Below are 26,772 nucleotides of genomic sequence, written 5' to 3' on the forward strand. Positions count from 1 at the left end.
CCGCTTCAGACCAGCGCCAGGAAGAATCCCGGTGCCGGTCCCCCCTCGGCCATGCGATGATCGGTTCATCGGTGCCGCCGGCGCAGTTACTGTCCAGTGCTAATTACATGCGTGTAAGACGGTCTGAGTCAAGCGGTGGCGGCGGATTGTAGCCAGACGATTCCGTGGCCCGTCTGTGCGACACGCGCGGCGCGCGGGGCCCGCCCCACCTCCGCGGCCGAGGCGCAGGGCGCTGTGGTCCAATGGGCGCATGCCATCCACGATCCCCCACCTGCTGCAGCGGCTGCGCGGCGGCCAGCATGCCTCCTCCCCCCGCCTGACCTGGTACGGGCCGGACGGCGAGCGCATCGAACTCTCCGGCCGCGTGCTGGAGAACTGGGTCGCGAAGACGTCGAACTTCCTGACCGAGGAGCTCGACGCCGAGATCGGCACCCGGGTGCGGATCGCCCTGCCGGCCCATTGGAAGTCGGCCGTGATCGCGCTCGCCGCGTGGCAGGTGGGCGCCGTGGTCGTCGACGACCCGGGCATCCCGGTCGACGTCACCTTCGTGGGCCCGGACTTTGCGGCGGACGACGCCGCGCCCTCCGGCGGCGCGCTCGTGGCCGTCGCGCTCGGCGCGCTCGAGATGGGGTACCCGGGCCAGCTGCCGGCCGGCGCCTACGACTACGCGGCCGCCGTGCGCCAGTTCGCCGACTCCTACGAGCCGTTCGATGCGCCGGCCGAGGACGATGCTGCCTACGAGTCAGGGAGCGAGTCGTTCTCGCAGGCGGAGCTCTCCTCCGGGTTCGCCGCCCCGGCAGCCGCCGGCGCGCGCGTCCTGGTCCCGGCGCGGGAAGGCCTGCGGGCCTCGCTGTCGCGGCTCCTCGGAGCCTGGGCCGCGGACGGGTCCGCGGTGCTGGTCCATGCGCAGACCGAGGAAGCAGAGGACGGACGCGCCCTCGAGCGCATCCGCCAGACCGAGAAGGTCACCGGGGCCTGAGCGGCCCTTCCTCAGCGGTCCCCGGCAGCGCCCAGGTCGCCGGGGCCCGCGGCCGTCCGGCCCGGCTCGCCGGCACCGGCCGCGGAGGGGTGCCCGTGCTCGTGGCCGTGCCCGTGCTCGTGCTCGAAGATCTCGTGGTCGCCCTCGTACCCGGGCTCGGTGTCGAGCTCCTGGTTGAAGACCCAGAAGCGGTAGGCGAAGAACCTCACCACCGTGGCGACCACGATGCCGACCACGCCGGCGAGGAACAGCACGTTCTTGTCCTGGATGTCCATCCAGTACTTGGCGATGGCCGTGAATCCGGTCGAGATGCCGATGCCGAGGCCGTTGATGACCGCGAACATGACGAACTCGCGGGCAATGTTGGCCTGCTTGCGGTGCCGGAAGGTCCAGTAGCGGTTGGCCACCCACGAGAAGATCGTGGCCACCGTCGCGCCCACGAAGCGTGCCTTGGCCTCCGAGTCGGACATGATCGTGTGCATGAACAGGTAGGTCAGGCCGTTGTCGATGACGAAGGCCACACCGCCGACCGTGCCGAACTTCGCGACCTCGCGCCAGAAGAGCGAGACGAGACCACGCAGGCGGTCGGAGATTGTCGAGATCATGATCCTCCACGGACGGCATCGGGACGGCGCATCGCCTCAGGACGCAAGGCATCCGGCGTCCCGCCTCGGCCCGAGGGGCCGGGACGGGGAGAGCGCACAGGCCATTCTACCGCCGCCCTCCGACGCGGAGGCTGGATACCCGCTGTGAGCACGCTCTCCCGGGCCCGCGTCCGCCGTCCCCGGGCCAGCATTCTGTACTCTGGGCGAGTGAGTTTTCCTGTGATCGGAGTGGTCGGAGGCGGCCAGCTGGCGCGCATGATGGCCCCTGCAGCAACCGCCCTCGGCCTCGAACTGCGCGTCCTCGCGGAGGCTGAGGACGTCTCCGCCGTCCCCGCCGTCCCGTTCGCGCCCGTCGGCGACTACCGCAGCCTCGAGGACCTGCGGGCGTTCGCCCGCGAGGTCGACGTCCTGACGTTCGACCACGAGCACGTCCCCACCGAGCACCTCCTGGCGCTCATGGCAGAGGGCGTCAACGTCCAGCCGGGCCCCGAGGCGCTCGTCCATGCCCAGGACAAGCTGCGCATGCGCGAGGCCATCGACGCGCTCGGCCTGCCGAATCCGCGCTGGCGGGCCGTGCACCACATCAGCGAGCTCGTCGCGTTCGGCGACGAGCTCGGCTGGCCCGTGGTGCTCAAGACGCCCCGCGGCGGGTACGACGGCAAGGGCGTGCGCGTGCTCCGCTCCGCCGCCGAGGCCGAGGAGTGCGACGACTGGTTCGGCACCATGTCGCCGCTGCTGGCCGAGGAGATGGTCGGCTTCTCCCGCGAGCTGTCCGCCCTCGTCGCCCGCACCCCCAGCGGAGAGTCCCGGGCCTGGCCCGTCGTGCACACGATCCAGGTCAACGGCGTGTGCGACGAGGTGATCGCCCCGGCGCCCGAGCTGGACCCCGCCGTCGCCCGCGCGGCCCAGCAGGCGGCGCTCACGGTGGCCGAGAGCCTCGGGGTGACCGGCGTCATGGCCGCTGAGCTGTTCGAGACGCCCGGCCGTGGCCCCGGCTTCCTCGTCAACGAGCTCGCCATGCGGCCGCACAACACCGGCCACTGGACCCAGGACGGCTCGGTGACGAGCCAGTTCGAGCAGCACCTGCGCGCCGTCCTCGACCTTCCGCTCGGGGCCACGGACGTGCTCGGCGACTGGGCCATCATGAAGAACTACCTCGGCGGGGCCAACGAGGACCTCTACAGCGCCTTCCCGGCCGCGCTCGCCGCGGACCCGGCCGCCAAGGTCCACGCCTACGGCAAGTCCGTCCGGCCCGGCCGGAAGATCGGCCACGTCAACCTCGTCGGCGGACCCGGATCCGATCCGGCCGCCCTGCGCGAACGGGCCTCCCGCGTCGCCGCCATCGTCCGCGACGGTGCCCCCGGCACGCGGGCGGACGGGACGCCCTCCGACCCCCAGGAGAATGCATGAGCACCCCGGCATCGCCCCAGCAGCCCCTCGTCGGGCTCGTCATGGGCTCCGACTCGGACTGGCCCGTCATGGAGGCCGCCGCGGACGCGCTCGCCGAGTTCGGAGTCCCCTTCGAGGCGGACGTCGTCTCGGCCCACCGGATGCCCGAGGAGATGATCGCCTACGGCAAGTCCGCCCGCGGGCGTGGCCTGAAGGTGATCATCGCAGGGGCCGGGGGCGCGGCCCACCTCCCCGGGATGCTCGCCTCGGTGACGACGCTGCCCGTGATCGGCGTGCCCGTGCCGCTGAAGACCCTCGACGGGATGGACTCCCTCCTCTCGATCGTGCAGATGCCGGCGGGCGTCCCCGTCGCGACCGTCTCGATCGGCGGCGCGCGCAACGCCGGGCTGCTCGCCGTGCGCATGCTCGCCTCGGCCCAGGACGAGCTCGGGCAGCAGCTCGCAGAGCGGCTCGCGGAGTTCGCCGTCGGGCTCAACGCCGCCGCCGCCCGCAAGGGCGAGGCGCTGCGCGAGAAGGCCGCGCGGGTCTTCGCGGACGACGCCGACCGGCCCGGCGCCTGACCCGCGCACCGACAGGAGGACCATGGCCCTGCACATCCCCGCGCGAAGCCACCAGACCGATCCGATCCGCCACCCCGAGGGCGCCTCGCCCGGGGTGCGGACGCGGCGGGCCTTCACGCTCCTGGTCCTGACCCTCCTGGTCCCGGGCACTGCCCAGCTGATCGCGGGGAGCCGGCGCCTCGCGCGCCGCGCCCTGGCGGTCACCGCGACGGTGTGGGCGCTCGTGCTCGTCCTCCTCGTCGTCGGCCTCATCAACCGCGGGGCGATCCTGACCCTGGTCACGCACCCGGTGCTCTCGCTGGTCCTCATCGTGGTCCTGCTCGTGCTGGCCGTCTGCTGGGCAGGCCTGTTCCTGAACACACTGCGGCTCATCCGCGTCCCGCTCCTGGCCCAGCGGATGCGCCCGGCCGTGATCCTGGCCCTCGTCGTGGCCATGGTGCTCTCCAGCGGCAGCCTCGCCTACGGGGCCTACCTCATCGGCGTGGGCCGGGGCGCGATCGGGACGATCTTCGGCGGCCCGGCCATCAGCCCCGTGGACGGCCGCTACAACTTCATGGTGATGGGGGGCGACGCCGGCGCAGACCGCGTGGGCCGCCGCCCCGACAGCCTCTCGATCATCAGCGTGGACGCGAACACCGGCCGCACCGCCCTCATCTCGATCCCGCGGAACCTCCAGAACGCGCAGTTCCCCGCCGATTCGCCGATGCACAAGATCTACCCGGACGGCTACAACTGCGGCAACGACTGCCTCATCAACGCCATCAACACCGAGGTCAACCAGAAGTACAAGGACCTCTACCCGGGCGTGGACGATCCCGGCGCGCAGGCAACGCTCGAGGCGGCCTCCGGAACGCTCGGCATCAAGGTCCAGGCCTACGTGGTGGTGGACATGGCGGGCTTCCAGCAGCTCATCGACGCGATGGGCGGAATCCGCATCAAGGCCGGCGGCTGGGTGCCGATGAGCGGTGCCTCGCTCGACAACACCGGGACCCATGCGCTGCCCGTCGGCTGGATCGCCCCCGGGGAACAGAAGCTCGACGGCTTCCACGCCCTCTGGTACGGGCGCAGCCGCGAGTTCGCGAGCGACTACGACCGGGTCGCCCGGCAGCAGTGCATCGAGCAGGCCATGATCAACCAGCTCAACCCCGCGACCCTCCTGAGCAAGTTCCAGGACATCGCGGGGGCGGGGACCAAGGTCGTCGAGTCCAACATCTCCTCGGAGCAGCTCGGCAGCTTCGTCGACCTCGCCCTCAAGGGCAAGGGCCAGCCCACCACCCGGCTCGTGATCGGGCCGCCGGACTTCGACGCCTCCTTCCCGACCTACCCGGACTTCAACGCCATCCACGCGAAGGTCCAGGACACCCTCAAGCAGGCGAGCGGATCTGCCTCGCCGTCGCCGAAGGCGCTGGGAGGCACGACGTCGGTGCTCGGCGGGGGCGCGGGACTCGCCGTCCCGGGTGCGATCCCGGCCGGCCAGTACGCCCCCGCAGGCGCGCCGGCCAACCAGTACAACGACGTGGGCCCGGATGGGGTCAAGGTCACTCCCCAGCACCTCAACGACCTGTTCAACGCGGGCAGGAACGACCTGCTCGACGCCATCATGTCCGGCAACGGGGAGTGCACGCCGCTGTGACGGTCGCGCCGCCGTGATCCAGCTTCAGGACCCGGCGTCCCCCTGCACCCGCCCGCCCTCAAGACCCACCCGCTTGCCCTCAAGACCCACCCGCTTGCCCTCAAGACCCACCCGCCCGCCCTTGTGAGGACCCCATGCACCTGCTGAGCAACACCGTCCGCGACTACGCCTGGGGCTCGAGGACGGCGATCGCCGAGTTGCTGGGCCGTGAGCCGAGCGGACGGCCGGAGGCCGAGCTCTGGATCGGGGCGCACCCCGACGCGCCGTCGCAGCCGCTGGACGACCCCGACGGCTCGAGCCTCGCGGAGCTCATCGATGCCGATCCGGTCGGCACCCTGGGCCCGAAGAGCATCGAGGCGTTCGGCCCCCGCCTGCCATTCCTGCTGAAGGTCCTCGCGGCGGACTCCCCCCTGTCCCTGCAGGTCCACCCGAAGCTCGAGGCGGCGAAGGCGGGCTTCGCCGACGAGGAGGCGGCCGGCGTCGCCCGCACCGCCCCGCACCGGAACTACAAGGACGACAACCACAAGCCCGAGATGGTGTTCGCCCTCACCCCGTTCGACGCGCTCACCGGCTTCCGCGCTCCGGGCGAGTCCGCCGCGCTGTTCGAGCGGCTGACGGCGCTGCTCGCGGGGTCCGAGGCCGCCGAGGTGACGGAGCAGGTCGCCGAGCTCCTGCGGACCCCGGACGAGGCCGAGGCGCTCAGCGCAGCCTTCGCCCGGCTCATCAACGGCGGTCCGGACGTGCGCGCGTGCGTCGACGCGGCCGCCGCGGCCATCGCCGCCGCCGGGCCCGCAGCCCGGGACGACGCCGCCCTGGCCACCGTCGCGGACCTCGCGGCGGCCTACCCCTCCGACCCGGGGGTGCTCCTGTCGCTCATGCTCAACCGCGTGAGCCTGGCGCCCGGCGAGGCGCTCTACCTGCCGGCGGGCAACGTGCACGCGTACCTGCGGGGCCTGGGCATCGAGGTCATGGCGGCCTCGGACAATGTGCTGCGCGGCGGCCTGACGCCCAAGCACGTCGACATCCCCGAGCTGCTGCGCACCGTCGTGTTCGAGGCCCCGGGGGTCCCCCGGCTCGCCGCGCAGGAGTCCGCGCTCGGGCAGGAGCTCTACCGGCCGCCGTTCGAGGAATTCCAGCTCCAGCGCATCGAGGTGCCCGGCACGCCGGGCGCGGGGGCAGCACCCGAGCCCGTGCCGGTGGCCCAGACCGGCGCGGCGGTCGTGCTCGTGGTGCGGGGCTCACTCACCCTGGACACGCCGAAGGGCGATCTGGTGCTCTCCCGCGGCGACAGCGCCTTCATCCCGGACGCCGAATCGCCGGCCCTCGCGCACGCAGGGTCGGACGGTGTCCTCGCCTTCGCCGTGACGACAGGGCTGGGCCCGGCCTCGGGCCTGGCGTAGGGCGCACGACGACGGGCCGCGCCGGCGGCGGCCAGGCCGCCGGCGGCGCGGACGAGCGTCAGCGCCGGGCGAGCTGGCGGGCCCGGCCCGCGGCGCCCCTGACCCGCCGCACGGCGGTCTTCGCCGCACGGCGGCCCTGCGCGAGCGTCCTGCGGGCGAGCGGCATGCCCGTCGCGTACACGGGGTAGAACGGCGAGAGCGGCAGCTCCCACGTCCCGGCGAGCAGGTTCTCGTGCTGGGCGAACTGCTTCTTGAAGTCGGAGATGCCGTCGTTGAGCAGGCCGTTGAGGTCGTAGCGGGCGCAGCCGTCCTCCTTCATCGCCATGAAGGCCGCCCACTTGACGCCGTAGTTCGCGCGGGCCTTCTGCCCGGCCGCGTTGACGCCGCCGTAGAGCTCGAAGGCTGTGCGCGCGCTGCGCGCGATCCACACGAAGGCGACCACGCGGTCGCCGTCGAACGCGGCCACGATCGGCGAGTCGTCGCCGAGGAAGCGCCAGATGTCCCGGTAGTAGCCGTCCTCGTGGATGCCGAATCCGGCGCGCTCCGCGGTCTCGCGGTAGATCGCGAGCACCTGCCCGAGCTCCTCCTCGGTCGCGACCTTGCGGAACTCCAGGTCGCCGCGGAGGTTCTTGCGCACGTTGGCGCGCGTGGTGCGGGACATGTCCGCCATGAGCTCGTCCTCGCTGCGCCCGAGGTCGAGGATGAGGGTGCGCGGAATGAGGATGGTGCCCTCCGTGCGGCGGAAGCCGGCCGCCTCCAGCTCGCGCTCCCCCGCCGAGCCGGCGTCCCAGTCCGGTTCGGCGACGAGGGCCACGGAGCCGTGCGCCGCCCGGACTGCCGAGGCGACGGCGGCCAGCACGCGCCCGGCGTCCTCGGGCGCGCAGACGGGGCCGCGGGAGAGGTACGCGAGGGACTTCAGCGGCCACGGCAGGGACCGGTACAGCACCTGGGCGCCGCCCACCACGGTCTCGCCGTCCCGCACGAGGAGCCGCTCTGTGCGCCAGTGGTGGGCCGCCTTGACCTCGCCCCAGCCCCACAGCTGGAGGGGGTGCCCTCCGTGGCCGTTCACCAGTGCGTCCCACGTGGCGCGGTCCCTGCAGGGACTGACGGTCAGCTCGCGGGCGGCCTGCTGGCTCTCGGGGCTCATGATCCTCCTGGGTCGGGCGTCAGGGTGCTGGCGACGCGCCGACTGGGGCGCGGCCGCGCCCCAGTCTAGCCGCGGCTCAGGCCCGGCGAGCCCAGTTCTCCCACTTGCTGGCGTGGTGCTCGGCGTCGACGAAGCGCACGGTCCCCGACTTGGAGCGCATCACGATCGACTGCGTCTTGACGCGGTCCTTGCGGTAGCGCACGCCGCGGAGGAGGTCGCCGTCGGTGATGCCCGTGGCGGCGAAGTAGCAGTTGTCGCTCGTGACGAGGTCGCCCGTGGTGAGGACGCGGTCGAGGTCGTGCCCGGCGTCGAGCGCCTTCTGCTTCTCCTCGTCGCTCGTGGGCCAGAGGCGGCCCTGGATCACACCGCCGAGGGCCTTGATGGCGCAGGCCGCGACGATGCCCTCGGGCGTGCCGCCGATGCCCATGAGCGCGTCCACCCCGGTGCCCTCCCGGGCCGCGGCGATCGCACCGGCCACGTCGCCGTCCATGATGAACTTGGTCCGGGCGCCGGCGGCGCGGATCTCCTCGACGAGGGGCTTGTGGCGGTCGCGGTCGAGGACGCACACGTTGATCTGGTTGACCTTGACGCCCTTGGCCTTGGCGATGAGGTGCAGGTTCTGCTTGACCGGCAGGCGCAGGTCCACGAGGTCCGCGGCCTCCGGGCCCGTGACGAGCTTCTCCATGTAGAAGACCGCCGAGGGATCGAACATCGTGCCGCGCTCGGCCACGGCGAGGACCGCGAGGGCGTTGTTGATGCCGAGGGCGGTCAGGCGCGTGCCGTCGATCGGGTCGACGGCGACGTCCACCTCGGGGCCCGTGCCGTCGCCGACGCGCTCGCCGTTGAACAGCATCGGCGCCTCGTCCTTCTCGCCCTCGCCGATGACGACGACGCCGTTGAAGTGCACGGTCTCGAGGAACGAGCGCATCGCGTCGACGGCCGCCCCGTCGGCCTTGTTCTTGTCGCCGAAGCCGACCCAGTGGCCACCGGCGATCGCAGCGGCCTCGGTCACCCGGACGAGCTCGAGCGCGAGGTTGCGGTCCGGCTCGTCGGCTCCCACGTGGAGCGAGCTGGAAAGGGTCGAGTACTGGGTGTCTTGGGACGCAGTGGACACTGAGGACCTCTTCTTCGAGCGGGCGTGTTCCTTCATCCTAGTCGTCCGGGCCCCACGGCCCCGAAAGGATGTCGACCACCGCCGACGCATTGGCATTCGCGAGCACCGCGCCGCATGCGGGACCATGGAGGGGTGAGCAGCACCGATCATGCCCCCGAGACGCACGACGCCCAGGCCACCGCCGGCCCCGAGGACGCGCCCGCCGTCAAGCCCGTCCTGACCCCGGCGGCGGCCAAGCGCGCCAACGCCTCGGTGATCGGGATGATCATGGCGCTCCTGGTGAGCCTGCTGGCGATCGTCCCGGTGGTGCTGCTGAGCGCCGGGCAGAAGACGGACACCTACCGTCCGGCCGTCGACGTCGCGGCCGTCGCGGCGAACGCCAAGCCGGTGGCCGGCTTCAGCCCGGTCGTCCCCCAGCTGCCCGCGGGCTATTCCCCCAACTACGCCCGCTGGGTCTCCGGCACCTCGGACGGCGTCTCGCACTGGGACCTCGGCTACCTCACCCCCGGCCAGCAGTTCGTCTCGGTCGAGCAGACGGCCTCCGCGAACCCGACGTGGCTCGCCGACCAGGTGCACAAGGCGCCGACCACCGGGACGCGGGACGTCGGTGGGGTCGCCTGGACCCTGTACGACAAGCCGGGCACCGAGAAGAGCTATGTCGCGACCATCGCCGGCACCACGGTGATCGTCAGCGGCTCGGCGGCGTTCGGCGAGTTCGACGCCGTGGCCGGCGCCGTCGCCGCGTCGGCCCGTTCCTAGCCCGGCCGGGCTCCCCCGCGGCGCCGCCGCCCGGGACGGGCAGGGCGCCGGGCGTAGAGTAGGGCCCGTGACCCAGACTCTCTCTCCCGCCCAGGCGTGGCAGATGCTGCGCGACGGAAACCAGCGCTTCGTGGATGGCGCGAGCATCCACCCCAACCAGGACTCGGCCCGACGCCATGAGCTCGTCGCGTCGCAGAATCCCATCTGCGTGATCTTCGGCTGCTCGGACTCGCGGCTCGCGGCGGAGATCATCTTCGATCTCGGCCTCGGGGACGCGTTCGTCGTCCGCTCCGCGGGCCACGTCATCGACGAGACGATCCTCGGCTCGCTCGAGTACGCGGTCGACCCGCTCAACGTCCCGCTCATCGTGGTCCTCGGCCACGACTCCTGCGGCGCCGTCACGGCCAGCGTCCAGGCGTACGAGACCGGCACGATGCCCGGCGGGTTCGTCCGCGACCTCGTCGAGCGCATCATGCCGTCCGTCCTCACGGCCCAGCGCAACGGGATCACCGACGTCGACAACACCGTCGTCGAGCACGTCCGCCAGACCGGCAAGCGGCTCCTCGACACGTCCCAGACCATCGCCACCGCCATCGAGGAGGGCCGCACCGCCGTGCTCGGCGTCTGCTACCACCTGGCGGAGGGCAAGGCCGAGCTCGTCTCCGGCTTCGGGAACGTCTAGGTCCGCTCCCCCACGGACCATGTCCGTCGCAGGGCGCTCCCGGTTCGGGGGTGCCCTGCGACCGGGTCTAATCTGGGAGCCATGACTGACTCTGCAGTGCAGGCCCCTGCCACGGAATACCGGATCGAGCACGACACGATGGGCGAGGTGCGCGTTCCCGCCTCGGCCCTCTACCGCGCCCAGACGCAGCGCGCCGTCGAGAACTTCCCCATCTCGGGCAAGACGCTCGAGCGCAAGCACATCGAGGCCCTCGCGCGCGTGAAGAAGGCCGCCGCGCGCGCCAACGAGGACCTCGGCGTCATCGATGCCGACCTCGCCGACGCGATCGCCGGCGCCGCCGACCGCGTTGCCGCGGGCGAGTTCGACGCGCACTTCCCGATCGACGTGTTCCAGACCGGATCTGGCACCTCGAGCAACATGAACATGAACGAGGTGATCGCCGAGCTCGCCACGCGCGCGCTCAAGGAGGCGGGCAGCGACAAGGTCGTCCACCCGAACGACCACGTCAACGCCTCCCAGTCCTCCAATGACGTCTTCCCCACCTCGGTGCACGTCGCGGCGACCAACGCCCTCCTCAACGACCTCGTCCCCGCGCTCACGCACCTCGCCGCCTCGCTGAGCCGCAAGGCCGCGGAGTTCAAGGACGTCGTGAAGTCCGGCCGCACGCACCTCATGGACGCCACCCCCGTGACGCTCGGCCAGGAGTTCGGCGGCTACGAGGCCCAGGTCCGCTACGGGATCGAGCGCATCGAGGCCTCCCTCCCCCGCGTCGCCGAGGTGCCCCTCGGCGGGACCGCCGTCGGCACCGGCATCAACACGCCCGCCGGCTTCCCGCAGCGCGTGATCGAGCTCCTCGCGGCGGACACGGCGCTGCCGATCACCGAGGCGCGCAACCACTTCGAGGCCCAGGCGAACCGCGACGGCCTCATCGAGGCCTCGGGCCAGCTGCGCAACATCGCCTACTCGATCATGAAGATCGCCAACGACCTGCGCTGGATGGGCTCGGGCCCGAACACCGGCCTCGGCGAGATCGCGATCCCCGACCTCCAGCCGGGCTCGTCGATCATGCCGGGCAAGGTCAACCCCGTGATCTGCGAGGCCGCGATCATGGTCGCCGCCCAGGTGATCGGCAACGACACCACGATCGCCCTGTCCTCGACCAACGGCGCGTTCGAGCTCAACGTCGGCATCCCGGTCATGGCCGCGAACCTGCTCGAGTCGATCCGCCTGCTGGCGAACACGGCCCGCGTCATGGCGGACAAGATGGTGGACGGCATCCAGGCGAACGTCGAGCGCGCGCGCTTCCTCGCCGAGGCCTCGCCCTCGATCGTCACGCCGCTGAACAAGTTCATCGGCTACGAGAACGCCGCGGCGATCGCCAAGAAGGCCGTCAAGGAGGGCCTGACGATCCGCGAGGCGACCGTGGCGCTCGGCTATGTCGAGCGGGGCGAGCTCACCGAGGAGCAGCTCGACGCGGCGCTCGACGTCACGACGATGACGGGCCCCAACAAGTAGCCCCCACTCTGGGAGTCACCTCCTGAAGGTCACCTCCTGAGAGCCACCTCCTGAAGGTCACCTCCTGTGGGTCTTTGTCCTGACATCGACCCCCAGGAGGTGACCTTCAGAATGTCTGGGGGGGGGCGCGGGGGGCCCGCCGGCGGCGGGACGCTCCGGCCGCCCGGGTAGTCTGGGACCCGTGCCCACGCCTGACTTCATCCTCGCCCTGCGTGACCTGGTCGGGGACCATCCCCTCTGGCTGCCGGGGGTCAAGGCCGTCGTGACGGACGACGCCGGCCGCCTCCTCCTCGTCCGGCGCGCCGACAATGGGCGCTGGACAGTTCCCGCGGGCATCGTCGAGCCCGGCGAGGAGCCCGCCGCGACGGCGGTGCGCGAGGTGCTGGAGGAGACCGGCGTCCACGTGGCGGTCACCCACCTCGCCGGCGTCGGCATCACGGCCCCGGTGGTCTACCCCAATGGGGACCACGCCCAGTACCTCGACGTCGTGATGGCGTGCGCGTACACCGGCGGCGAGGCGCGGGTGAACGACGATGAGAACCTCGAGGTCGGCTGGTTCTCCCGCGACGGCCTCCCAGACATCCCGCCGCTGCACGCCCGCGCCATCGGCTGGGCCCTCGACCCGGAGCGCCGCGCGCACTTCGTCGGCTGAGGGCGGCTCAGGCGGGCAGCACGAGCGCGATCGCGGTGCCCGCGAGCATGAACGGTCCGAACGGGATCGCGGACTTCGCGGTGCCCCTGCGCGTCACGATGAGGCCGAGGCCGTACAGGCCGCCGAGCAGGAACGCCGCCGCGGTGCCCCAGAACAGGTGCTCCCAGCTCAGGAAGCCCAGGTACAGGCCGAGGACCCCGGCGAGCTTGACGTCACCGAACCCCATGCCGGCCGGGTAGACGACCCGCAGCACGAAGTACACGAGCCACAGCGCGGCGCCGCCGCCGAGCACGCGCAGGGCCGCCCCGACGTCGGCTCCCCCGGCCGCGACCACGGCGGCGACGGTCAGCGGGACCGCGGCCCAGTAGCTCGGCAGCACGATCCGGTTCGGGAGCAGGTGGCTGCGGATGTCGATCACGGCCAGCCGCGCGGCCATCCAGAGGTAGTAGCCCAGGCACGCGATGACGAGCCAGAACGCGACGGGGCTGTCCTGCCACAGCTCGGGAAGTCGGTGGGTCACAGGTGGACCCTAGCGCCGCGGGCGCCCCCTCCGCCGCACGTGGGCTAGCGTGGCGGGATGATGACGCTCGAGGACGTCTGGCCCATACTCCGTCTCCGCCTGCTCACCCCTCGGCTCGAGCTCCGCCCTCTCCGCGACGAGGACATCCCGCACTACGTCGAGGCTGCCCGCGGCGGCCTCACCGATCCTGCCCTGGCCCCGTCAGGCCGCTCGGCGCTGTCGAACGCGTGGGACGAGTCGCCCGACATCGCGGCCAACAGCGCCCGCTGGATCTGGGAGTCGCGCCTGCGCTCCCACCCCGCGGCCTGGACGGTCATGTTCGGCGTCTGGTCGCGGGAGGGCGAGTTCCTGGGGTCCCAGGACGTCGGGGCCACGGACTTCGCCGCCCTGCGCACGGTCGCCACCGGCTCGTGGCTGCGCCGCTCGGCCCGCGGCCTCGGGCTCGGGACCGAGATGCGCGCGGCCGTGCTGCTGTGGGCGTTCGACTGCCTCGGCGCGGAGGCCGCGCAGACGGGCGCCTACGACTGGAATGCGCCCTCGATCGGGGTGAGCCGCTCCCTCGGGTACGAGCCCAACGGCGAGGCGCGCTGCGAAGGCGCCCCCGGCGTCGTCGAACGCGAACTCCGGTTCCGCCTCGCGAAGGCGGCCTTCCGCCGCCCCGGCTGGCGCCTGGAGGTGCACGGGCATGGACCGGCCGCCGCCGTCCTCGGCATCCCGGAGCGGGGCTGAAGGACGACGGCGGCCGGTCGCCGGCTGCTGCCGGCCGGGCCGTGCGCTGAGGCTAGATCTCGGCCCCCTCGAGCAGCTCGGTGACGAGCGCGGCGATGGGCGAGCGCTCCGAGCGGGTGAGGGTCACGTGGCCGAACAGGGGGTGCCCCTTGAGGGTCTCGACCACGGCGGCGATCCCGTCGTGCCGCCCCACGCGGAGGTTGTCCCGCTGGGCGACGTCGTGCGTGAGCACGATCTTCGAGTTCTGCCCGATGCGGCTCATCACGGTCAGGAGCACGTTCTTCTCGAGGGACTGGGCCTCGTCCACGATCACGAACGAGTCGTGCAGCGAGCGGCCGCGGATGTGGGTGAGCGGGAGCACCTCGATCAGGCCGGCGTCCATGACGTGGTCGAGGACCTCCTTGCCCACGAGCGCGCCGAGGGTGTCGAAGACGGCCTGGCCCCAAGGGTTCATCTTCTCGGCCTCGGTGCCGGGCAGGTAGCCGAGCTCCTGGCCGCCGACGGCGAAGAGCGGGCGGAACACGACCACCTTCTTGTGCTCGCCTCGCTCCATGACGGCCTCGAGGCCCGCGCACAGGGCGAGCGCGGACTTGCCGGTGCCGGCCTTGCCGCCGAGCGAGACGATGCCCACGCCGGGGTCCATGAGCAGGTCGATCGCGAGGCGCTGCTCGGCCGAGCGCCCGTGGAGACCGAAGACCTCGCGGTCGCCGCGCACGAGCCGCACCTGCTTGTCGGCGCCCACCCGTCCGAGGGCGGAGCCCCGGTGGGAGAGCACCACGAGGCCGGTGTTGACCGGCATCTCGGCGGCCTCGGGGATGAAGACCGGCTCGTGCCCGTAGAGCGCGCCGATCTGCTCCTCGTCGGCGTCGACCTCGGCCACCCCGGTCCAGCCGGAGTCGACGATCTGCTCATTGCGGTACTCGTCGGCGTCGAGGCCCATCGCCGAGGCCTTGACCCGCATCGGGAGGTCCTTGGACACGAGCGTCACGGAGCGGCCCTCGTTGGCGAGGTTCTTGGCCACGGCGAGGATGCGGGAGTCGTTCTCGCCGCTGCGGAAGCCTGCGGGGAGCACGTCGGCGGAGATGTGGTTGAGCTCCACGGTGAGGGTCCCGCCCTCGGCCGCGCCGTCCGCCGCGAGCGGGACGGGGCGGCTGAGGCTGCCGTGCCGGATGCGCAGGTCGTCCAGCAGGCGCAGGGCCTTGCGGGCGAAGTAGCCCAGTTCGGGGTCGTGGCGCTTGCCCTCGAGCTCGGTGATCACGACGACGGGGATCACCACCTCGTGCTCGGCGAAGCGCAGGAGCGCCCGCGGATCCGACAGCAGCACGGACGTGTCCAGGACGTAGGTCCTCCGCGTGTCCCCTGCGGGGGCGTCTGCGGCGGTGGTCTCTTCGGGCAGCATTCCAGTGGTCGTCACGTCGACTCCAGCCCCCGGGTCTCCCCGGCGTTCTCCAGTTCCGTCCGGCTCGGCCGCGAGGCCGGAACCGGCCTCCCTGGACTGCTGCAGTGCAGCGCCCACATTCGGCCTCCCCGTACCGGAGGCGGATGCCTCCGATGGCGCCAATGTACGCCGCACCACATGTCCTGCGGATGAACGCGCGGGGAGTGTCCGGCAAATCCCGCTCCGCGACCGCCGGGCTGATGCATCCATCAAGAGATGCACGCGTAGGCTGGAGGCGTGGCCGGGACCGAGCAGCCCCATGCGGCCGCCGAGCGCGCCCACGCAGCCCTCGCCGACGCCATCGTCTCCGGAGCGCTCGCGCCGGGAGCGCTCATCACCGAGGGCGAGCAGTCCGCAGTGCTGGGGATGGGCCGCACGCCGGTCCGGGAGGCCTTCCTGCGGCTTTCCTCCGAGGGGCTGCTGCGGCTGTGCCCGAAGAAGGGCGCCGTGGTGACTGGGGAGGACGACGCCGCGATCCGCCAGCTCCTCGAGGCCCGGGTCATGCTGGAGTCCGAGTCCGTGCGGGCCGTCGCCGACGGGCCGCGGAGGGACGCCGCGGGCACGCAGGAGCTTGCCCGACTCCTCGAGGACCAGCAGCGCGCGGTCGACGCGCGGGACCCGCTCGCGTTCGCCCGTGCGGACCATGCGTTCCACGCCGCCGTCGCTGCCGCCTCCGGCAACGCGCTCACCGGCGCGTTCTATGGGCAGATCAGCCCGCGGCTCGAGCGGCTCGCGCACGCGATCGTCCGCCAGGGCGAGGGCAACCTGCCCCGGTTCCTCTCCGACCATCGTCGCCTGATCACGTTCCTCGACCGCGGGGACGCCGCCGCGTACGCGGTCCTCCTGCGCACGCACGTGGGCCTGGGTGCGCCCCGGCCCTCGGGCTCCTGACACCCCTCCCACGGGTCTTGGTATTCCATGGAGGCCGCTCTCGGCGAGGAATGCCCTCCCGGCGCCCTTTCAAATGCCCTCTTGCCAACTTTGGTATACCAGAGCTATTGTGGAGCGCAGGGGATGAGAGGTAGGTCACACAACACGGCCTCCTCGACCGCCGGCACAACGTCCACCAGCTGAGCCTTCCAGCGCAAAGGGCCAGCGGATCCTGCGGCTCCGCCGCCACCACTGATCCGAAAGAACACCATGAACAGCAATCAGGACGCCGTCGTCCCGTCGCTGACGACCGTGACGACCATCAATGACGTCGCAGCCGACGTCGCCGCAGAGCACCCGCTGGTGCTGCCGACGGTGACAGAGTCGGCCCCGTTCCCCGGCCGCGACCCGCGGCTGTCGAACAAGGACCTCGACCCGCTCACGCACCAGAGGTGGGGCTCCTACAACATCTTCGCCTTCTGGATGTCCGACGTGCACAGCGTCGGCGGCTACGTCACCGCGGGCAGCCTCTTCGCCCTCGGCCTGGCCTCGTGGCAGGTGCTCATCTCCCTCGTGGTCGGCATCCTCATCGTCCAGTTCTTCTGCAACCTCGTCGCCAAGCCGAGTCAGGCCACGGGCGTGCCGTACCCCGTCATCAACCGCTCGATCTTCGGCGTCCGCGGCGCGAACATCCCGGCGGTCATCCGCGGCCTGATCGCCATCGCCTGGTACGGCGTCCAGACGTACCTCGCGTCGCAGTCGCTCGTCATCGTCATGCTCAAGTTCTGGCCGCAGCTCGCCCCGCTGGCCGTCAACGCGCACGGCTTCCTCGGTCTCTCGCCGCTCGGTTACGTCGCCTACGCCGTCCTCTGGGTCGCCCAGGGCCTCGTGTTCTGACGCGGCATGGAGGCCATCAAGCGCTTCGTCGACTGGGCCGGTCCGGCCGTCTACGTGGTGATGATCCTCCTGGCCGTCTACCTCGTGGCCAACGCCGGCTGGGACCACGTCTCCCTGAACCTCTCTGCAGGCAAGCCCCTCGACTTCGGCGCCTCCATCCCCGTCATGCTCTCGGCCATCGCCCTCGTGGTGAGCTACTTCTCCGGCCCAATGCTGAACTTCGGCGACTTCTCCCGCTACGCCAAGTCGTTCAAGTCCGTGAAGAAGGGCAACATGCTCGGCCTGCCGATCAACTTCCTCTTCTTCTCGCTCCTCACCGTCATCACCGCGTCCGCCACGGTGCCGGTCTTCGGCACGCTCATCACGGACCCGATCGAGACGGTCAGCCGGATCGACGCGCCGTTCGCCACCATCCTCGGCGGCCTGACGTTCGTCATCGCGACCGTCGGCATCAACATCGTGGCCAACTTCATCTCCCCCGCGTTCGACTTCTCCCACGTCAACCCGCAGAAGATCTCCTGGCGCACGGGCGGCATGATCGCCGCCGTCGGCTCCGTGGTCCTCACCCCGTGGAACTGGTACTCGAACGCCACGGCCATCCAGTACTCCCTCGGCATCCTCGGCGCCCTGATCGGCCCCCTGTTCGGCATCCTCATCGCCGGCTACTTCGTGGTCAGCCGCCAGCGGGTGTGGGTCGAGGAGATGTACACCATGAGCCCGAAGGGCCGCTACTGGTTCGTCAACGGCTTCAACCCGAACGCCGTGTGGGCCACGGTCGCGGCCGGCGTCCCGTCGATCGCCTCGGTCATCATCCCGACCGTCATCGGCCAGGCCCAGTGGATCTCCGACTACTCGTGGTTCATCGGCTGCGGCATCGGCTTCGTCGCCTTCGCTGCCTTCGAGCGGGTCCGGCCGCAGATCAAGGCCGACGCCCAGCCCGAGCCGGCAGCAGCCTGAAGCCCCTCGGGACGGACGACGACGGCGAGCCCCACCCGCCGTCGTCGTCCGTCCCGCGCCCCACCAGCAGGAAACCCCACCGAAGGACACCCCATGCGCATCCTGGTCGCCAACGTCAACACCACCCAGTCCATGACCGACGCCATCGCGGCCCAAGCACGCCGCGCCGCGCTGCCGGGCACCGAGATCATCGGCGTCACGCCGCGCTTCGGCGCGGAGTCCTGCGAGGGGAACTTCGAGAGCTACCTCGCGGCCGTCGCGGTGATGGATGCCGTGACGCGGTACGAGGGCGAGTTCGACGCCGTCATCCAGGCCGGGTACGGCGAGCACGGGCGGGAGGGGCTGCAGGAGCTCCTGGACGTCCCGGTCGTCGACATCACGGAGGCCGCCGCGGCCACGGCGATGTACCTCGGCCACAAGTACTCCGTCGTCACGACCCTCGACCGGGCCGTGCCCCTCATCGAGGACCGGCTCAAGCTCGCCGGCCTCGACGCCCGCTGCGCGTCCGTCCGCGCCTCGGGCATGGCGGTGCTCGAGCTCGAGGAGGATCCGGAGCGGGCCATCGAAGCGATCGTCGCCGAGGCCGAGTGGGCGGTCCGGGAGGACAAGGCCGAGGTGATCGTGCTCGGGTGCGGCGGGATGGCCGAGCTCGAAGGGCGGATCCGCGAGCGCTGCGGCGTTCCCGTGGTCGACGGCGTTGCTGCCGCCATCGCGGCTGCGGAGTCCCTCGTCCGGCTCGGGCTCACGACGTCGAAGGTCCGCACGTTCGCGAGGCCTCGGCCGAAGGCCGTCCTCGGCTGGCCGATCCCGGTCCACGCCCCGGCCCAGGCGCCCGGTGTGGGAATCCCCGGCTAGGCGCCGAAGCGGCGCTGCCGCCCCGCGTAGTCGCGCAGGGCCCGCAGGAAGTCGACCTTGCGGAAGGCCGGCCAGAGGGCCTCGCAGAAGTAGAACTCGCTGTAGGCGCTCTGCCACATGAGGAAGCCCGAGAGCCGCTGCTCGCCCGAGGTGCGGATCACGAGGTCGGGGTCCGGCTGGCCCGCGGTGTAGAGGAAGCGGGAGATGTCGTCGACGTCGAGGCGCTCCGCCAGCTCGGCGATGTCCTCGCCCCGGGCGAGGGCGTCGCGCAGCAGGTCGCGCACCGCGTCGACGATCTCCCGCCGGCCGCCGTAGCCCACCGCGACGTTGACGTGCAGCGGCTCGGAGGGGCTGGGCTTCGCGGTGAGGCGCGCGAGGCGCTCTGCGAGGTGGTCGGGGAGGATCTCGGGGGCGCCCATGGCATGCACGGACACGGAGGGGTCCTCGTCGAGCCGGTCGAGGGTGTCGGCGATGATCTCCGTCAGCTCGGCGAGCTCGTCGCTCGAGCGGTTGAGGTTGTCGGTCGAGAGCATGTAGAGGGTCACGACGCGCACGCCGAGCTCGCGGCACCAGACGAGGAACTCGTGGATCTTGTCCGCGCCGGCGCGGTGCCCCTGGCTCGTGGGGGCATTGAACTGGCGGGCCCAGCGCCGGTTGCCGTCCACCATGACGCCGATGTGGCCGGGAACACTGTCCGGGCTCAGCGAGCGCTGGAGGTGGCGCTCGTAGAAGCCGTAGAGGAAGCCGGGCAGTTCCATGGCCCTCCCGCCCGTCGAATCCGTGCCCGGTCCCGGGCGCCCACGCTGCTGCCCCTCTAGGCTACCGCAGCAGAATGTGATGCTACCGGCCGGTAACCTACTGGACCGTAAGTTAGACTCGGCCCCATGCAGCACCCCGCGGACGTCCGCGCAGAGCTCCTGTCCCTCAAGCCCTCGTGGCGCGGCTGGATCCACGCCGCGACGGCCCCGCTCGCCCTCGCCGCGGGGATCGTCCTGGTGGCCCTCGCCCCCGGCGCCGACCGCAAGATCGCCTCCGCGGTCTACGCCGTCACCGGGCTGCTCCTCTTCTCGGTGAGCGCCGTCTACCACCTCGGCAACTGGGCACCGCGGACCAAGGCGCTGCTCAAGCGGCTCGACCACACGAACATCATGCTCGTGATCGCGGGCACCTACACACCGCTCTCCTGGGTCCTCCTCCCCCGGCCCACGGCAGTGTTGCTGCTGACCCTCATCTGGGCGGGCGCCCTGGCCGGCGTCGCGTTCCGCACCCTGTGGGTCGGCGCCCCGCGCTGGCTGTACGTGCCCATCTACGTGGCGCTCGGCTGCGCGGCACTGCTGTTCCTGCCCGAGTTCTTCGCCGCGAGCGTCCCGGCGGCGATCCTCATCTGCATCGGCGGCGCGCTCTACATCGCCGGCGCGGTCTTCTACGGGATCCGCCGCCCGAACTTCTCCTACCACCACTTCGGCTTCCACGAGTTCTTCCACGCGTTCACGGTCGCCGCGTTCGCGGTCCACTACGTCGCGATCGTGCTGGCCGTGACGGGGGCCCCGATCATCACCGGCGGGTAGCCCAGCGCCCCGTCCTGCGGGCGCCCATGCTCCGGGGGCCCGTACTGCGGGCGCCCGCGCTCCGGGGGCCTCAGCGCGGTGCCGCCAGCTCCTGGTGGAGCCCGCACGGCGTGCCCACCGGCAGCCGGCACGCGAAGTCCAGGCAGACGTAGGCGAGGGGGCCGCCGTCGGGCGCCGCGGGCCGGTCGGCCAGGAGCGGCACCCGGGACGGGACGCCGGGCTCGCCCACCGCCACCACGGTTCCGGGAGCGGGCGAGGCGAGAGCCTCGGCCTGCAGACGACCGCGTTCCTCCCCCGCACCGCCGACGATCGCCACCTCGGCAGGGCCGGCGAGCAGGGCCTCGGCCACGGCCAGGAGCCATCCCGCCGAGCGCGGCCCCTGCGCCATCAGACGCGGCAGGCCGCCCACGATCGACTCCGCGACAGCACGGTGCCCGGCCGAGCCGCTGTAGGCGGCGTGGGAGAGCATGGCCCCGGCCAGAAGCGAGGCGCCGCTGGGCGCCTCGGCATCGTGGGGATCGAGGCTCCGGGCCCCCGCGAGCGCCGCCCGGACGCCGGCCGCGCTCTGCGCAGCAGGGCCGGTGGCGGCGGCGTCGGAGAGGAGGCCGTCGGCGATGAAGCGGTCCTCGGCCACGGCGAGGAGGTCCTCGGCCCACGCGTACCACTGCTCCTCCCCGGTCGCCGCGTACAGCGCGAGGGCGCCCTCGGCGCAGCCCGCATAGTCGGCGAGGAGCCCCTCGATCCCTCCCGCCGTCCCCCCGTGCGAGACGCGCAGGAGCCGCGCGCCGTCCCAGTGCGTGCCCTGGAGGAGCGTGGCCGCCGCGCGCGCCGGCCCGATCAGCCCAGGGCGGCCCAGCGCCCACGCCGCGTCCGCGAGCGCCGCGACCGCGAGGCCGTTCCAGCCTGCGACCACCTTCTCGTCCCGGTCGGGCGGCGTGCGGAGCGTGCGGGCCGCGTGCAGGGCGTCCCGGTGGCGTGCGAGGCGGGCGTGCTCCTCCGCGGTGAGGGCCCGGCCCACGTGCAGCGGTGCGGCCGCGGAGGCGTGCTCGCCGAGGGGCAGGCCGAAGAGGGAAGCCAGCCGGCCGCCGTCGTCCGGGTCCTCCACCGCGTCGGTGAGCTCCCGACGCGTCCAGACGTAGTAGCCGCCCTCGACGCGGTGGCCGTTCCGCTCGGAGTCGGCGTCGAGGGAGGACGCGAAGCCGCCGTCGGGCAGACCGAGCTCGCGCACCATCCAGTCGGCGGTGAGCGAGGCGGCCTCCCGCGCCTCGTCCGCGGGGAACTCGTCCGAGCCGCCCAGCCGCACCCAGTGGGCCAGGACCCGCAGGAGCTGGGCGTTGTCGTAGAGCATCTTCTCGTAGTGCGGCAGCGACCAGTCCGCGGTCACGGAGTAGCGCGCGAACCCGCCCCCGAGCACGTCGAAGAGCGCCGAGCGGCACATCGCTGCGAGCGTGCGGCCCGCGAGTCCCCGGGCGTCCTCGGCGGTGGGGGCGGTGCCTGCGGCGTGCCGGACGAGGAACTCGAGCACGGGCGAGGGCGGGAACTTGGGGGCGGCGCCGAAACCGCCGTGGGAGCGGTCCTCCGTCCGGGCCAGCGCGGCTACGGCGTCCCCCACCGCGGAAGCCAGCGCCGCGCCGTCGTGCCCGCTGTCCGCGCCGATGCCGAGCAGCTGGTCGGAGAACAGGCCGCCCAGGGCGTCCGCGAGGGCGCCTGCCTGGCGCTCCACGGCCTCGCGCCGGTCCCGCCAGGCCTCCGCGACCGCGGTGAGGACCTGCCGGAAGCTCGGCTGGCCGGGGCGGGGGGCCGGCGGGAAGTAGGTCCCGGCGTAGAAGGCGCGCCCGTCGGGGAGGGTGAAGACGCTCAGGGGCCACCCGCCCTGGCCGGTCATCGCCTGGCACGCGGCCATGTACACGGAGTCGACGTCGGGGCGTTCCTCGCGGTCCACCTTGACGCACACGAAGCCGGCGTTGAGCTGCTCGGCCGCGGCCGGGTCCTCGAAGGACTCGTGGGCCATCACGTGGCACCAGTGGCAGGCGGCGTAGCCGATCGAGAGGAAGACCGGGACGTTCCGGCGGGCGGCCTCCGCGAAGGCGTCGTCTCCGAACGGCTGCCAGTGGACGGGGTTCTCGGCGTGCTGGCGCAGGTAGGCCGAAGCCTGCCCGGCGAGGCGGTTGCTCATGCTCCGAGTCTGCCCGACCCCGTCGGCGCCCGGTACCCCGGGGGGCGGCGCGTGACGGCCTCGGGATGCCATCCCGGTGGGGTACCGCCTACACTGTCCTACCGATGGACAATCCCCCCAGCAGCATCCCCAGCAGCCGCGCGTCCACCCAGAGGGTCCCCCGCCCGATCTTCGTGGACTCGACGGGCCGCAAGCTCCGGCTCATGCGGGTCATGGGCGCCGTGGCGCTGATCCTCGTGGTGGCGTACCTGGGCGTGGTCGGACTCGCCCTCCTCGGAGGCAGCCCCAACGCAGCGGCCCCGTTCCTGCCCGCCCCGGCGCCGGCGGCCTCCCCGGCTCCCGCGGCGCCGTCGCCCAGTGCGCCCGCGTCCCAGGGCGGCACTCCGGCGGCGGGCGGCGGCGCCCAGCCTGCTCCCGGCGGCAACCCCGTTCCGGCGGCCCAGATCGCGCCCGTCCCCGCGGCCACGGCCGCCGCGGGCGGCGCTGCGGCGGCAGCGCAGCCTGCCCCGGCTCCGACCGCTGCAGCCGTGGCTCCGGCGCCGAGTGCCGTGGCCACACAGCCGTCGGGTCCCGGCAACCCCGCCGCGCCCGGGCAGACGCGCCGCGCTACCCCGCCCGCGCACCCGTGACCGGCACCCACACCCCGGTGAGGGGAAGCCGGAAGCCCCCGCGCGTCCGCGCCGCGGCGAGCCGGAAGCCGGGCCGGGTCCGCACGCACTGGATCGTGCTCGCCGCGCTCCTGGTCGGACTCGCGCTGGCCCTGGCCGTCCAGGGGTACACCCAGCATCTGGCCGGGATCGGGGACGACTCCGTGCCCGCCGCGACGGGCTGCGACGGCGTGCCCGCCTCGGTGCTCCACGGGGGCCCGGTCGTCGACGCAAGGTCATCCGCCGTCCGCACCGCCCGGCCCCCCGAGCACACGCTGGCCCTCACCTTCGACGACGGTCCCGACCCGACCTGGACGCCCCGCATCCTAGACGTCCTGAAGGCCCACCACGTCCACGCGACCTTCTTCGTGGTCGGCACGGCGGCGATCGACCACCCCGACCTCATCCGCCGCATGATCGCCGAGGGGCACGAGGTCGGAATCCACACGCTCACCCACGCGGACCTCGGCCAGATCCCCGAGTGGCGGCGCCAGCTCGAGGTGCAGGGCGCCCAGCGCGCCGTCGCCGGGATCACGGGCAAGACCGCCACGCTCCTGCGTCCTCCGTACAGCTCGGAGAACGACGCCGTCACGACCCAGGCATGGTCCGCCATGCTCTCGAGCGCGTCGGACGGCTACCTCACGGTGCTGAGCACCCTCGACAGCGAGGACTGGTCACGGCCCGGCGTGCCGCAGATCGTGAAGAACGCCGTGCCGACGGGTGGCCAGGGCCAGGTCCTCCTCATGCACGACGGCGGCGGCGACCGCAGCCAGACGGTGGCCGCTCTTGACCAGGTCCTCGACCGGGCTGCCGCGCAGGGCGACCGCGTCACCAGCGTGGGCGACGCCCTCGGCCTGACGACCATGCGGACCGCGCCGCCCTCCGAGCAGCTCATCGGCGAGGCGTTCGTGGGCGGGATCCAGGCCAGCGGGACGGTCGTGGCCGTGATCTCGTGGCTGCTCGCCGCAAGCGGCGTCGTCACGCTGGTGCGGGCCGTCCTGGTCGTGGCGGTGGCGTCCCGCCACCACCGCCTCGCGCGGCGCGGGCGACGCCGGCGGGACGTCCCGCTGCTGCCCGAGGTCACAGAGCCGGTCACGGTGATCGTCCCCGCCTACAACGAATCGGCGGGGATCGAGGCGGCCGTCAGATCCATCGCCGCGTCCGAGCACCCCGTGGAGATCATCGTCGTGGACGACGGCTCCACCGACGGCACCGCCGACATCGTCGAAGCCCTCGCGCTCCCCGGAGTGATCGTGGTGCGCCAGGAGAACGGCGGCAAGCCCTCGGCGCTCAACACGGGTCTGCGCGCCGCCTCGCACGAGATCGTCGTCATGGTCGACGGCGACACCGTCTTCGAACCGGGCACGGTCCATGACCTCGTGCAGCCGCTGGCCGACCCCCGGGTCGGCGCGGTCTCGGGCAACACGAAGGTCGCCAACCGGGGCGGGGTCCTCGGCGCGTGGCAGCACATCGAGTACGTCGTGGGCTTCAACCTCGACCGGAGGCTGTTCGACCTCGCCGAGTGCATGCCGACCGTGCCGGGCGCGATCGGCGCGTTCCGGCGCGACGTGCTCCTGCGTCTCGGCGGCGTCAGCAGCGACACGCTCGCGGAGGACACCGACCTGACCATGGCGCTGTGCCGCGATGGCTGGCGGGTCGTGTACAAGGACAGCGCGCGGGCCTGGACCGAGGCGCCGGCAACCCTCGGCGCGCTCTGGAAGCAGCGGTACCGCTGGTGCTACGGGACCCTGCAGGCGATGTGGAAGCATCGCGGCGCGGTGCTGCAGGGCGGGGCCGCAGGCAAGCTGGGGCGCCGCGGGCTCGGCTACCTCCTGGTGCTGCAGGTCCTCCTGCCGCTCTTCGCGCCGATCGTGGACGTGTTCGCGCTGTACGGGCTGGTGTTCCTCGACCCCGTGCGGATCGCGGTGCTGTGGCTGGCCTTCATGGGCGCCCAGCTCGCGATGGCGGCCTACGCGTTCCGCCTGGACCGCGAGAAGCTGGCCCCCCTGTGGACGCTGCCGCTGCAGCAGGTGGTGTACCGCCAGCTCATGTACCTCGTGGTCATCCAGTCGGTGTTCACGGCGCTCGCCGGCCTGCACCTGAAGTGGCACCGCATGGAGCGCTACGGCAGCCTGAACGTGCCGGCTCCGACGCAGGGGCCGGTCAGTCGGTGACCGCCGCGCGGACCTCCTCGGACTCGACGTAGTTGTAGACCTCCGGGAGGATGAACTTTGCGGCCAGGAACCCGATGAGGGACAGGACGGAGACGGCCAGGGTCGCCCCCACCGGGCCCCAGGCGGAGGTCATGAACGGGAACACGAAGGCGCCGAAGAACGAGGCGGCCTTCACGAACACGTAGCCGAACCCCGAGGCGGTCGCCTTGAACCGCGCGGGCGCCACCATCGAGGCGATGGTCATGCCGTTGGAGGCGTCCCAGTAGTGCCCCCACATGAGGACCGCCGCGCCCAGGACGATCAGCCATTCGACCTTGGCGCCCAGCGCGAAGGCGCCCACCGCCAGGCCGATGAACGCCAGGCCGAAGCCCCACATGGCCACCCCGCGGTGGCCGGTGCGCTGGATCATCACCGGCGCGAGGAAGCCCGAGATCGTGGCCAGGACGTAGATCGCCGCGGTGACGATGTTCGTTCCCGTCATGTTGGCGTTCGAGGCGACGCCGACGCCGGCGGTCACGAGGATGACGGGGAGGTAGAAGCCGAAGGCGGTGAACTCGGCGCCCTGGCACGCGTTGGAGATCCAGGCGAAGATCGTGGCGCGCCGCTTGGTGCGGTCGGCCCAGATGACCTGCAGGAAGTCGCCGACCTTGGGCCGCTCGAGCTTCGCGTCCTCGTTCGGGAGCATGTCGAGCGGCTCGTCGAAGAGGCGCAGCGAGACTTCCTTGGCCTTGGCGAACCTGCCCTGGTGGATGAGCGAGAGCGGGGTCTCGGGCAGGTCGAGCCGTGCCAGCAGCAGGATGAAGGCGGGGATCGCGCCGATCGCGAGGGCCACGCGCCACAGGATGGCGTGGTCGATCCCGGTGACGTACATGATGGTGATGACCACGATCGAGAGCACCTCGCCGAGGCCGAACATGCCCTGCCAGCGGCTGCCCATGCGGTCCCGCGCGCCCTTGGACATGGACTCCATGATGTAGGCGTAGCCGTTGGAGATGTCGGACCCGAGCGGGATGCCGATGAGGATGCGCAGGATGATCAGGTCCCAGACGTTCTGGGAGAACCCCTGCGCGATCGCGAGCACGATGAACAGGACCATCGTGAGGATGAAGACTCGCTTGCGCCCCAGACGGTCGGCCACCACACCGCCGAGGACCGCGCCGATCAGCGCCCCGCCCTGCACGCCGGCCGTCAGCCAGCCGAGTTCGAACGCGGTGGGGTGGTACTCGGTCTTGATGAAGACGAGCACGAAGGAGAGGGCATACAGGTCCCACGCCTCGATGAGGATCGTCGCGATCATCATCCAGCCGCCGCGACGGCTGGACACCGTCCCTGCCCGGTTCATCAGCAGCTGGGTCGCCTCATCGGACAGCCTGCGGATGGTTGTCTGGTCCATCGGTGCCTCCCCCTCCCTGTCGGAGTCCCGGGACGCGGGACTCCGTGGCCTGTGGCCCCGGTCATACCGAGGGCAGAGTGAGACTAAACCGC

At 72.1% G+C, this 26,772-nt stretch carries 23 protein-coding genes and 1 pseudogene; 16 read left to right on the plus strand and 8 right to left on the minus strand.

Annotated features, from left to right (window positions below; all coding sequences use genetic code 11):
• Positions 1 to 250: 250 nt before the first annotated feature.
• A complete protein-coding gene (locus ACVWWH_RS14160; RefSeq protein ID WP_457316996.1) occupies positions 251 to 979 on the plus strand; it encodes a TIGR03089 family protein in 729 nt (242 codons plus the stop codon).
• An 11-nt stretch (positions 980 to 990) separates the two neighbouring features.
• Here the strand turns inward: ACVWWH_RS14160 and ACVWWH_RS14165 are convergent, their stop codons facing one another.
• A complete protein-coding gene (locus tag ACVWWH_RS14165) occupies positions 991 to 1,584 on the minus strand; it encodes a GtrA family protein (RefSeq protein ID WP_066496938.1) in 594 nt (197 codons plus the stop codon).
• Between the two features lie 207 nt (positions 1,585 to 1,791).
• On the opposite strand from ACVWWH_RS14165, the gene ACVWWH_RS14170 reads away from it, so the two are divergent.
• The 4 genes from ACVWWH_RS14170 (at position 1,792) to manA (ending at position 6,587) form a co-directional block, all read left to right on the plus strand.
• The gene (locus ACVWWH_RS14170) at positions 1,792 to 2,994 is read left to right on the plus strand and encodes a 5-(carboxyamino)imidazole ribonucleotide synthase (RefSeq protein ID WP_084249377.1); all 1,203 of its coding nucleotides are present in this window, start codon (positions 1,792 to 1,794) and stop codon (positions 2,992 to 2,994) included.
• Positions 2,991 to 3,554: a 5-(carboxyamino)imidazole ribonucleotide mutase gene (gene purE, locus ACVWWH_RS14175; protein WP_457316997.1), complete on the plus strand. Its 564-nt coding sequence runs from the start codon at positions 2,991 to 2,993 to the stop codon at positions 3,552 to 3,554. Before ACVWWH_RS14170 ends, purE begins: the two co-directional genes overlap by 4 nt.
• A gap of 22 nt (positions 3,555 to 3,576) precedes the next feature.
• On the plus strand, positions 3,577 to 5,187 hold the full coding sequence (locus ACVWWH_RS14180) for an LCP family protein (RefSeq protein ID WP_457316998.1): 1,611 nt from the start codon (positions 3,577 to 3,579) through the stop codon (positions 5,185 to 5,187).
• A gap of 134 nt (positions 5,188 to 5,321) precedes the next feature.
• Positions 5,322 to 6,587 carry a mannose-6-phosphate isomerase, class I gene (gene manA, locus ACVWWH_RS14185; RefSeq protein ID WP_066496934.1) on the plus strand — a complete coding sequence of 422 codons (1,266 nt, stop codon included), beginning with the start codon at positions 5,322 to 5,324 and terminating at the stop codon, positions 6,585 to 6,587.
• A gap of 58 nt (positions 6,588 to 6,645) precedes the next feature.
• On the opposite strand, the gene ACVWWH_RS14190 is transcribed toward manA, so the two are convergent.
• Entirely contained in the window at positions 6,646 to 7,734 is a 1,089-nt protein-coding gene (locus ACVWWH_RS14190; protein ID WP_457316999.1) for a lipid II:glycine glycyltransferase FemX, read from the minus strand.
• Positions 7,735 to 7,810: 76 nt separating this feature from the next.
• Positions 7,811 to 8,848: a class II fructose-bisphosphatase gene (gene glpX, locus ACVWWH_RS14195; RefSeq protein ID WP_371326652.1), complete on the minus strand. Its 1,038-nt coding sequence runs from the start codon at positions 8,846 to 8,848 to the stop codon at positions 7,811 to 7,813.
• A 132-nt stretch (positions 8,849 to 8,980) separates the two neighbouring features.
• On the opposite strand from glpX, the gene ACVWWH_RS14200 reads away from it, so the two are divergent.
• From ACVWWH_RS14200 to ACVWWH_RS14215, 4 genes are all read left to right on the plus strand, one after another.
• The gene (locus ACVWWH_RS14200; protein ID WP_169803055.1) at positions 8,981 to 9,607 is read left to right on the plus strand and encodes a DUF4245 domain-containing protein; all 627 of its coding nucleotides are present in this window, start codon (positions 8,981 to 8,983) and stop codon (positions 9,605 to 9,607) included.
• Positions 9,608 to 9,710: 103 nt separating this feature from the next.
• The gene (locus ACVWWH_RS14205; protein WP_457317035.1) at positions 9,711 to 10,289 is read left to right on the plus strand and encodes a carbonic anhydrase; all 579 of its coding nucleotides are present in this window, start codon (positions 9,711 to 9,713) and stop codon (positions 10,287 to 10,289) included.
• Between the two features lie 81 nt (positions 10,290 to 10,370).
• A complete protein-coding gene (locus tag ACVWWH_RS14210; RefSeq protein ID WP_084249376.1) occupies positions 10,371 to 11,804 on the plus strand; it encodes a class II fumarate hydratase in 1,434 nt (477 codons plus the stop codon).
• Positions 11,805 to 11,985: 181 nt separating this feature from the next.
• The gene (locus tag ACVWWH_RS14215; protein ID WP_066496921.1) at positions 11,986 to 12,456 is read left to right on the plus strand and encodes an NUDIX hydrolase; all 471 of its coding nucleotides are present in this window, start codon (positions 11,986 to 11,988) and stop codon (positions 12,454 to 12,456) included.
• A 7-nt stretch (positions 12,457 to 12,463) separates the two neighbouring features.
• Here the strand turns inward: ACVWWH_RS14215 and ACVWWH_RS14220 are convergent, their stop codons facing one another.
• Entirely contained in the window at positions 12,464 to 12,976 is a 513-nt protein-coding gene (locus ACVWWH_RS14220) for a prepilin peptidase (RefSeq protein WP_457317000.1), read from the minus strand.
• 57 nt (positions 12,977 to 13,033) lie between these two features.
• Here ACVWWH_RS14220 and ACVWWH_RS14225 point away from each other — a divergent pair, with 57 nt between their 5' ends.
• Positions 13,034 to 13,705, plus strand: coding sequence for a GNAT family N-acetyltransferase (locus tag ACVWWH_RS14225; RefSeq protein WP_457317001.1), 672 nt, complete (start codon positions 13,034 to 13,036; stop codon positions 13,703 to 13,705).
• 52 nt (positions 13,706 to 13,757) lie between these two features.
• On the opposite strand, the gene ACVWWH_RS14230 is transcribed toward ACVWWH_RS14225, so the two are convergent.
• Positions 13,758 to 15,104 carry a PhoH family protein gene (locus ACVWWH_RS14230; RefSeq protein ID WP_457317036.1) on the minus strand — a complete coding sequence of 449 codons (1,347 nt, stop codon included), beginning with the start codon at positions 15,102 to 15,104 and terminating at the stop codon, positions 13,758 to 13,760.
• A gap of 276 nt (positions 15,105 to 15,380) precedes the next feature.
• Between ACVWWH_RS14230 and ACVWWH_RS14235 the strand changes: the two genes are divergently transcribed.
• The 3 genes and pseudogenes from ACVWWH_RS14235 to ACVWWH_RS14245 all read left to right on the plus strand — a co-directional run bounded on the left by ACVWWH_RS14235 (position 15,381) and on the right by ACVWWH_RS14245 (position 18,722).
• Positions 15,381 to 16,034 (plus strand): GntR family transcriptional regulator, encoded by a 654-nt coding sequence (locus ACVWWH_RS14235; RefSeq protein WP_457317002.1) that lies wholly within the window; start codon positions 15,381 to 15,383, stop codon positions 16,032 to 16,034.
• 249 nt (positions 16,035 to 16,283) lie between these two features.
• A pseudogene (locus ACVWWH_RS14240) lies at positions 16,284 to 17,867 on the plus strand (NCS1 family nucleobase:cation symporter-1).
• Between the two features lie 93 nt (positions 17,868 to 17,960).
• The gene (locus tag ACVWWH_RS14245) at positions 17,961 to 18,722 is read left to right on the plus strand and encodes an aspartate/glutamate racemase family protein (protein WP_066496912.1); all 762 of its coding nucleotides are present in this window, start codon (positions 17,961 to 17,963) and stop codon (positions 18,720 to 18,722) included.
• Here ACVWWH_RS14245 and ACVWWH_RS14250 read toward each other — a convergent pair.
• On the minus strand, positions 18,719 to 19,480 hold the full coding sequence (locus ACVWWH_RS14250) for an isoprenyl transferase (RefSeq protein WP_457317003.1): 762 nt from the start codon (positions 19,478 to 19,480) through the stop codon (positions 18,719 to 18,721). The genes ACVWWH_RS14245 and ACVWWH_RS14250 overlap by 4 nt on opposite strands.
• Before the next feature lie 126 nt (positions 19,481 to 19,606).
• Here ACVWWH_RS14250 and trhA point away from each other — a divergent pair, with 126 nt between their 5' ends.
• The gene (gene trhA, locus ACVWWH_RS14255; protein ID WP_066496910.1) at positions 19,607 to 20,290 is read left to right on the plus strand and encodes a PAQR family membrane homeostasis protein TrhA; all 684 of its coding nucleotides are present in this window, start codon (positions 19,607 to 19,609) and stop codon (positions 20,288 to 20,290) included.
• A gap of 70 nt (positions 20,291 to 20,360) precedes the next feature.
• Here the strand turns inward: trhA and ACVWWH_RS14260 are convergent, their stop codons facing one another.
• Positions 20,361 to 22,466, minus strand: coding sequence for a thioredoxin domain-containing protein (locus tag ACVWWH_RS14260; RefSeq protein WP_457317004.1), 2,106 nt, complete (start codon positions 22,464 to 22,466; stop codon positions 20,361 to 20,363).
• A 104-nt stretch (positions 22,467 to 22,570) separates the two neighbouring features.
• Here ACVWWH_RS14260 and ACVWWH_RS14265 point away from each other — a divergent pair, with 104 nt between their 5' ends.
• Positions 22,571 to 23,095, plus strand: coding sequence for a hypothetical protein (locus tag ACVWWH_RS14265; protein ID WP_457317005.1), 525 nt, complete (start codon positions 22,571 to 22,573; stop codon positions 23,093 to 23,095).
• Complete coding sequence (locus ACVWWH_RS14270; RefSeq protein WP_457317006.1) at positions 23,092 to 25,287, plus strand: bifunctional polysaccharide deacetylase/glycosyltransferase family 2 protein; 2,196 nt, start codon at positions 23,092 to 23,094, stop codon at positions 25,285 to 25,287. Before ACVWWH_RS14265 ends, ACVWWH_RS14270 begins: the two co-directional genes overlap by 4 nt.
• Here the strand turns inward: ACVWWH_RS14270 and ACVWWH_RS14275 are convergent.
• On the minus strand, positions 25,277 to 26,680 hold the full coding sequence (locus ACVWWH_RS14275) for an MFS transporter (protein WP_457317007.1): 1,404 nt from the start codon (positions 26,678 to 26,680) through the stop codon (positions 25,277 to 25,279). The two genes, ACVWWH_RS14270 and ACVWWH_RS14275, sit on opposite strands and share 11 nt — an antisense overlap.
• Positions 26,681 to 26,772: the final 92 nt, after the last annotated feature.

This window comes from Sinomonas sp. RB5 (assembly GCF_054063535.1).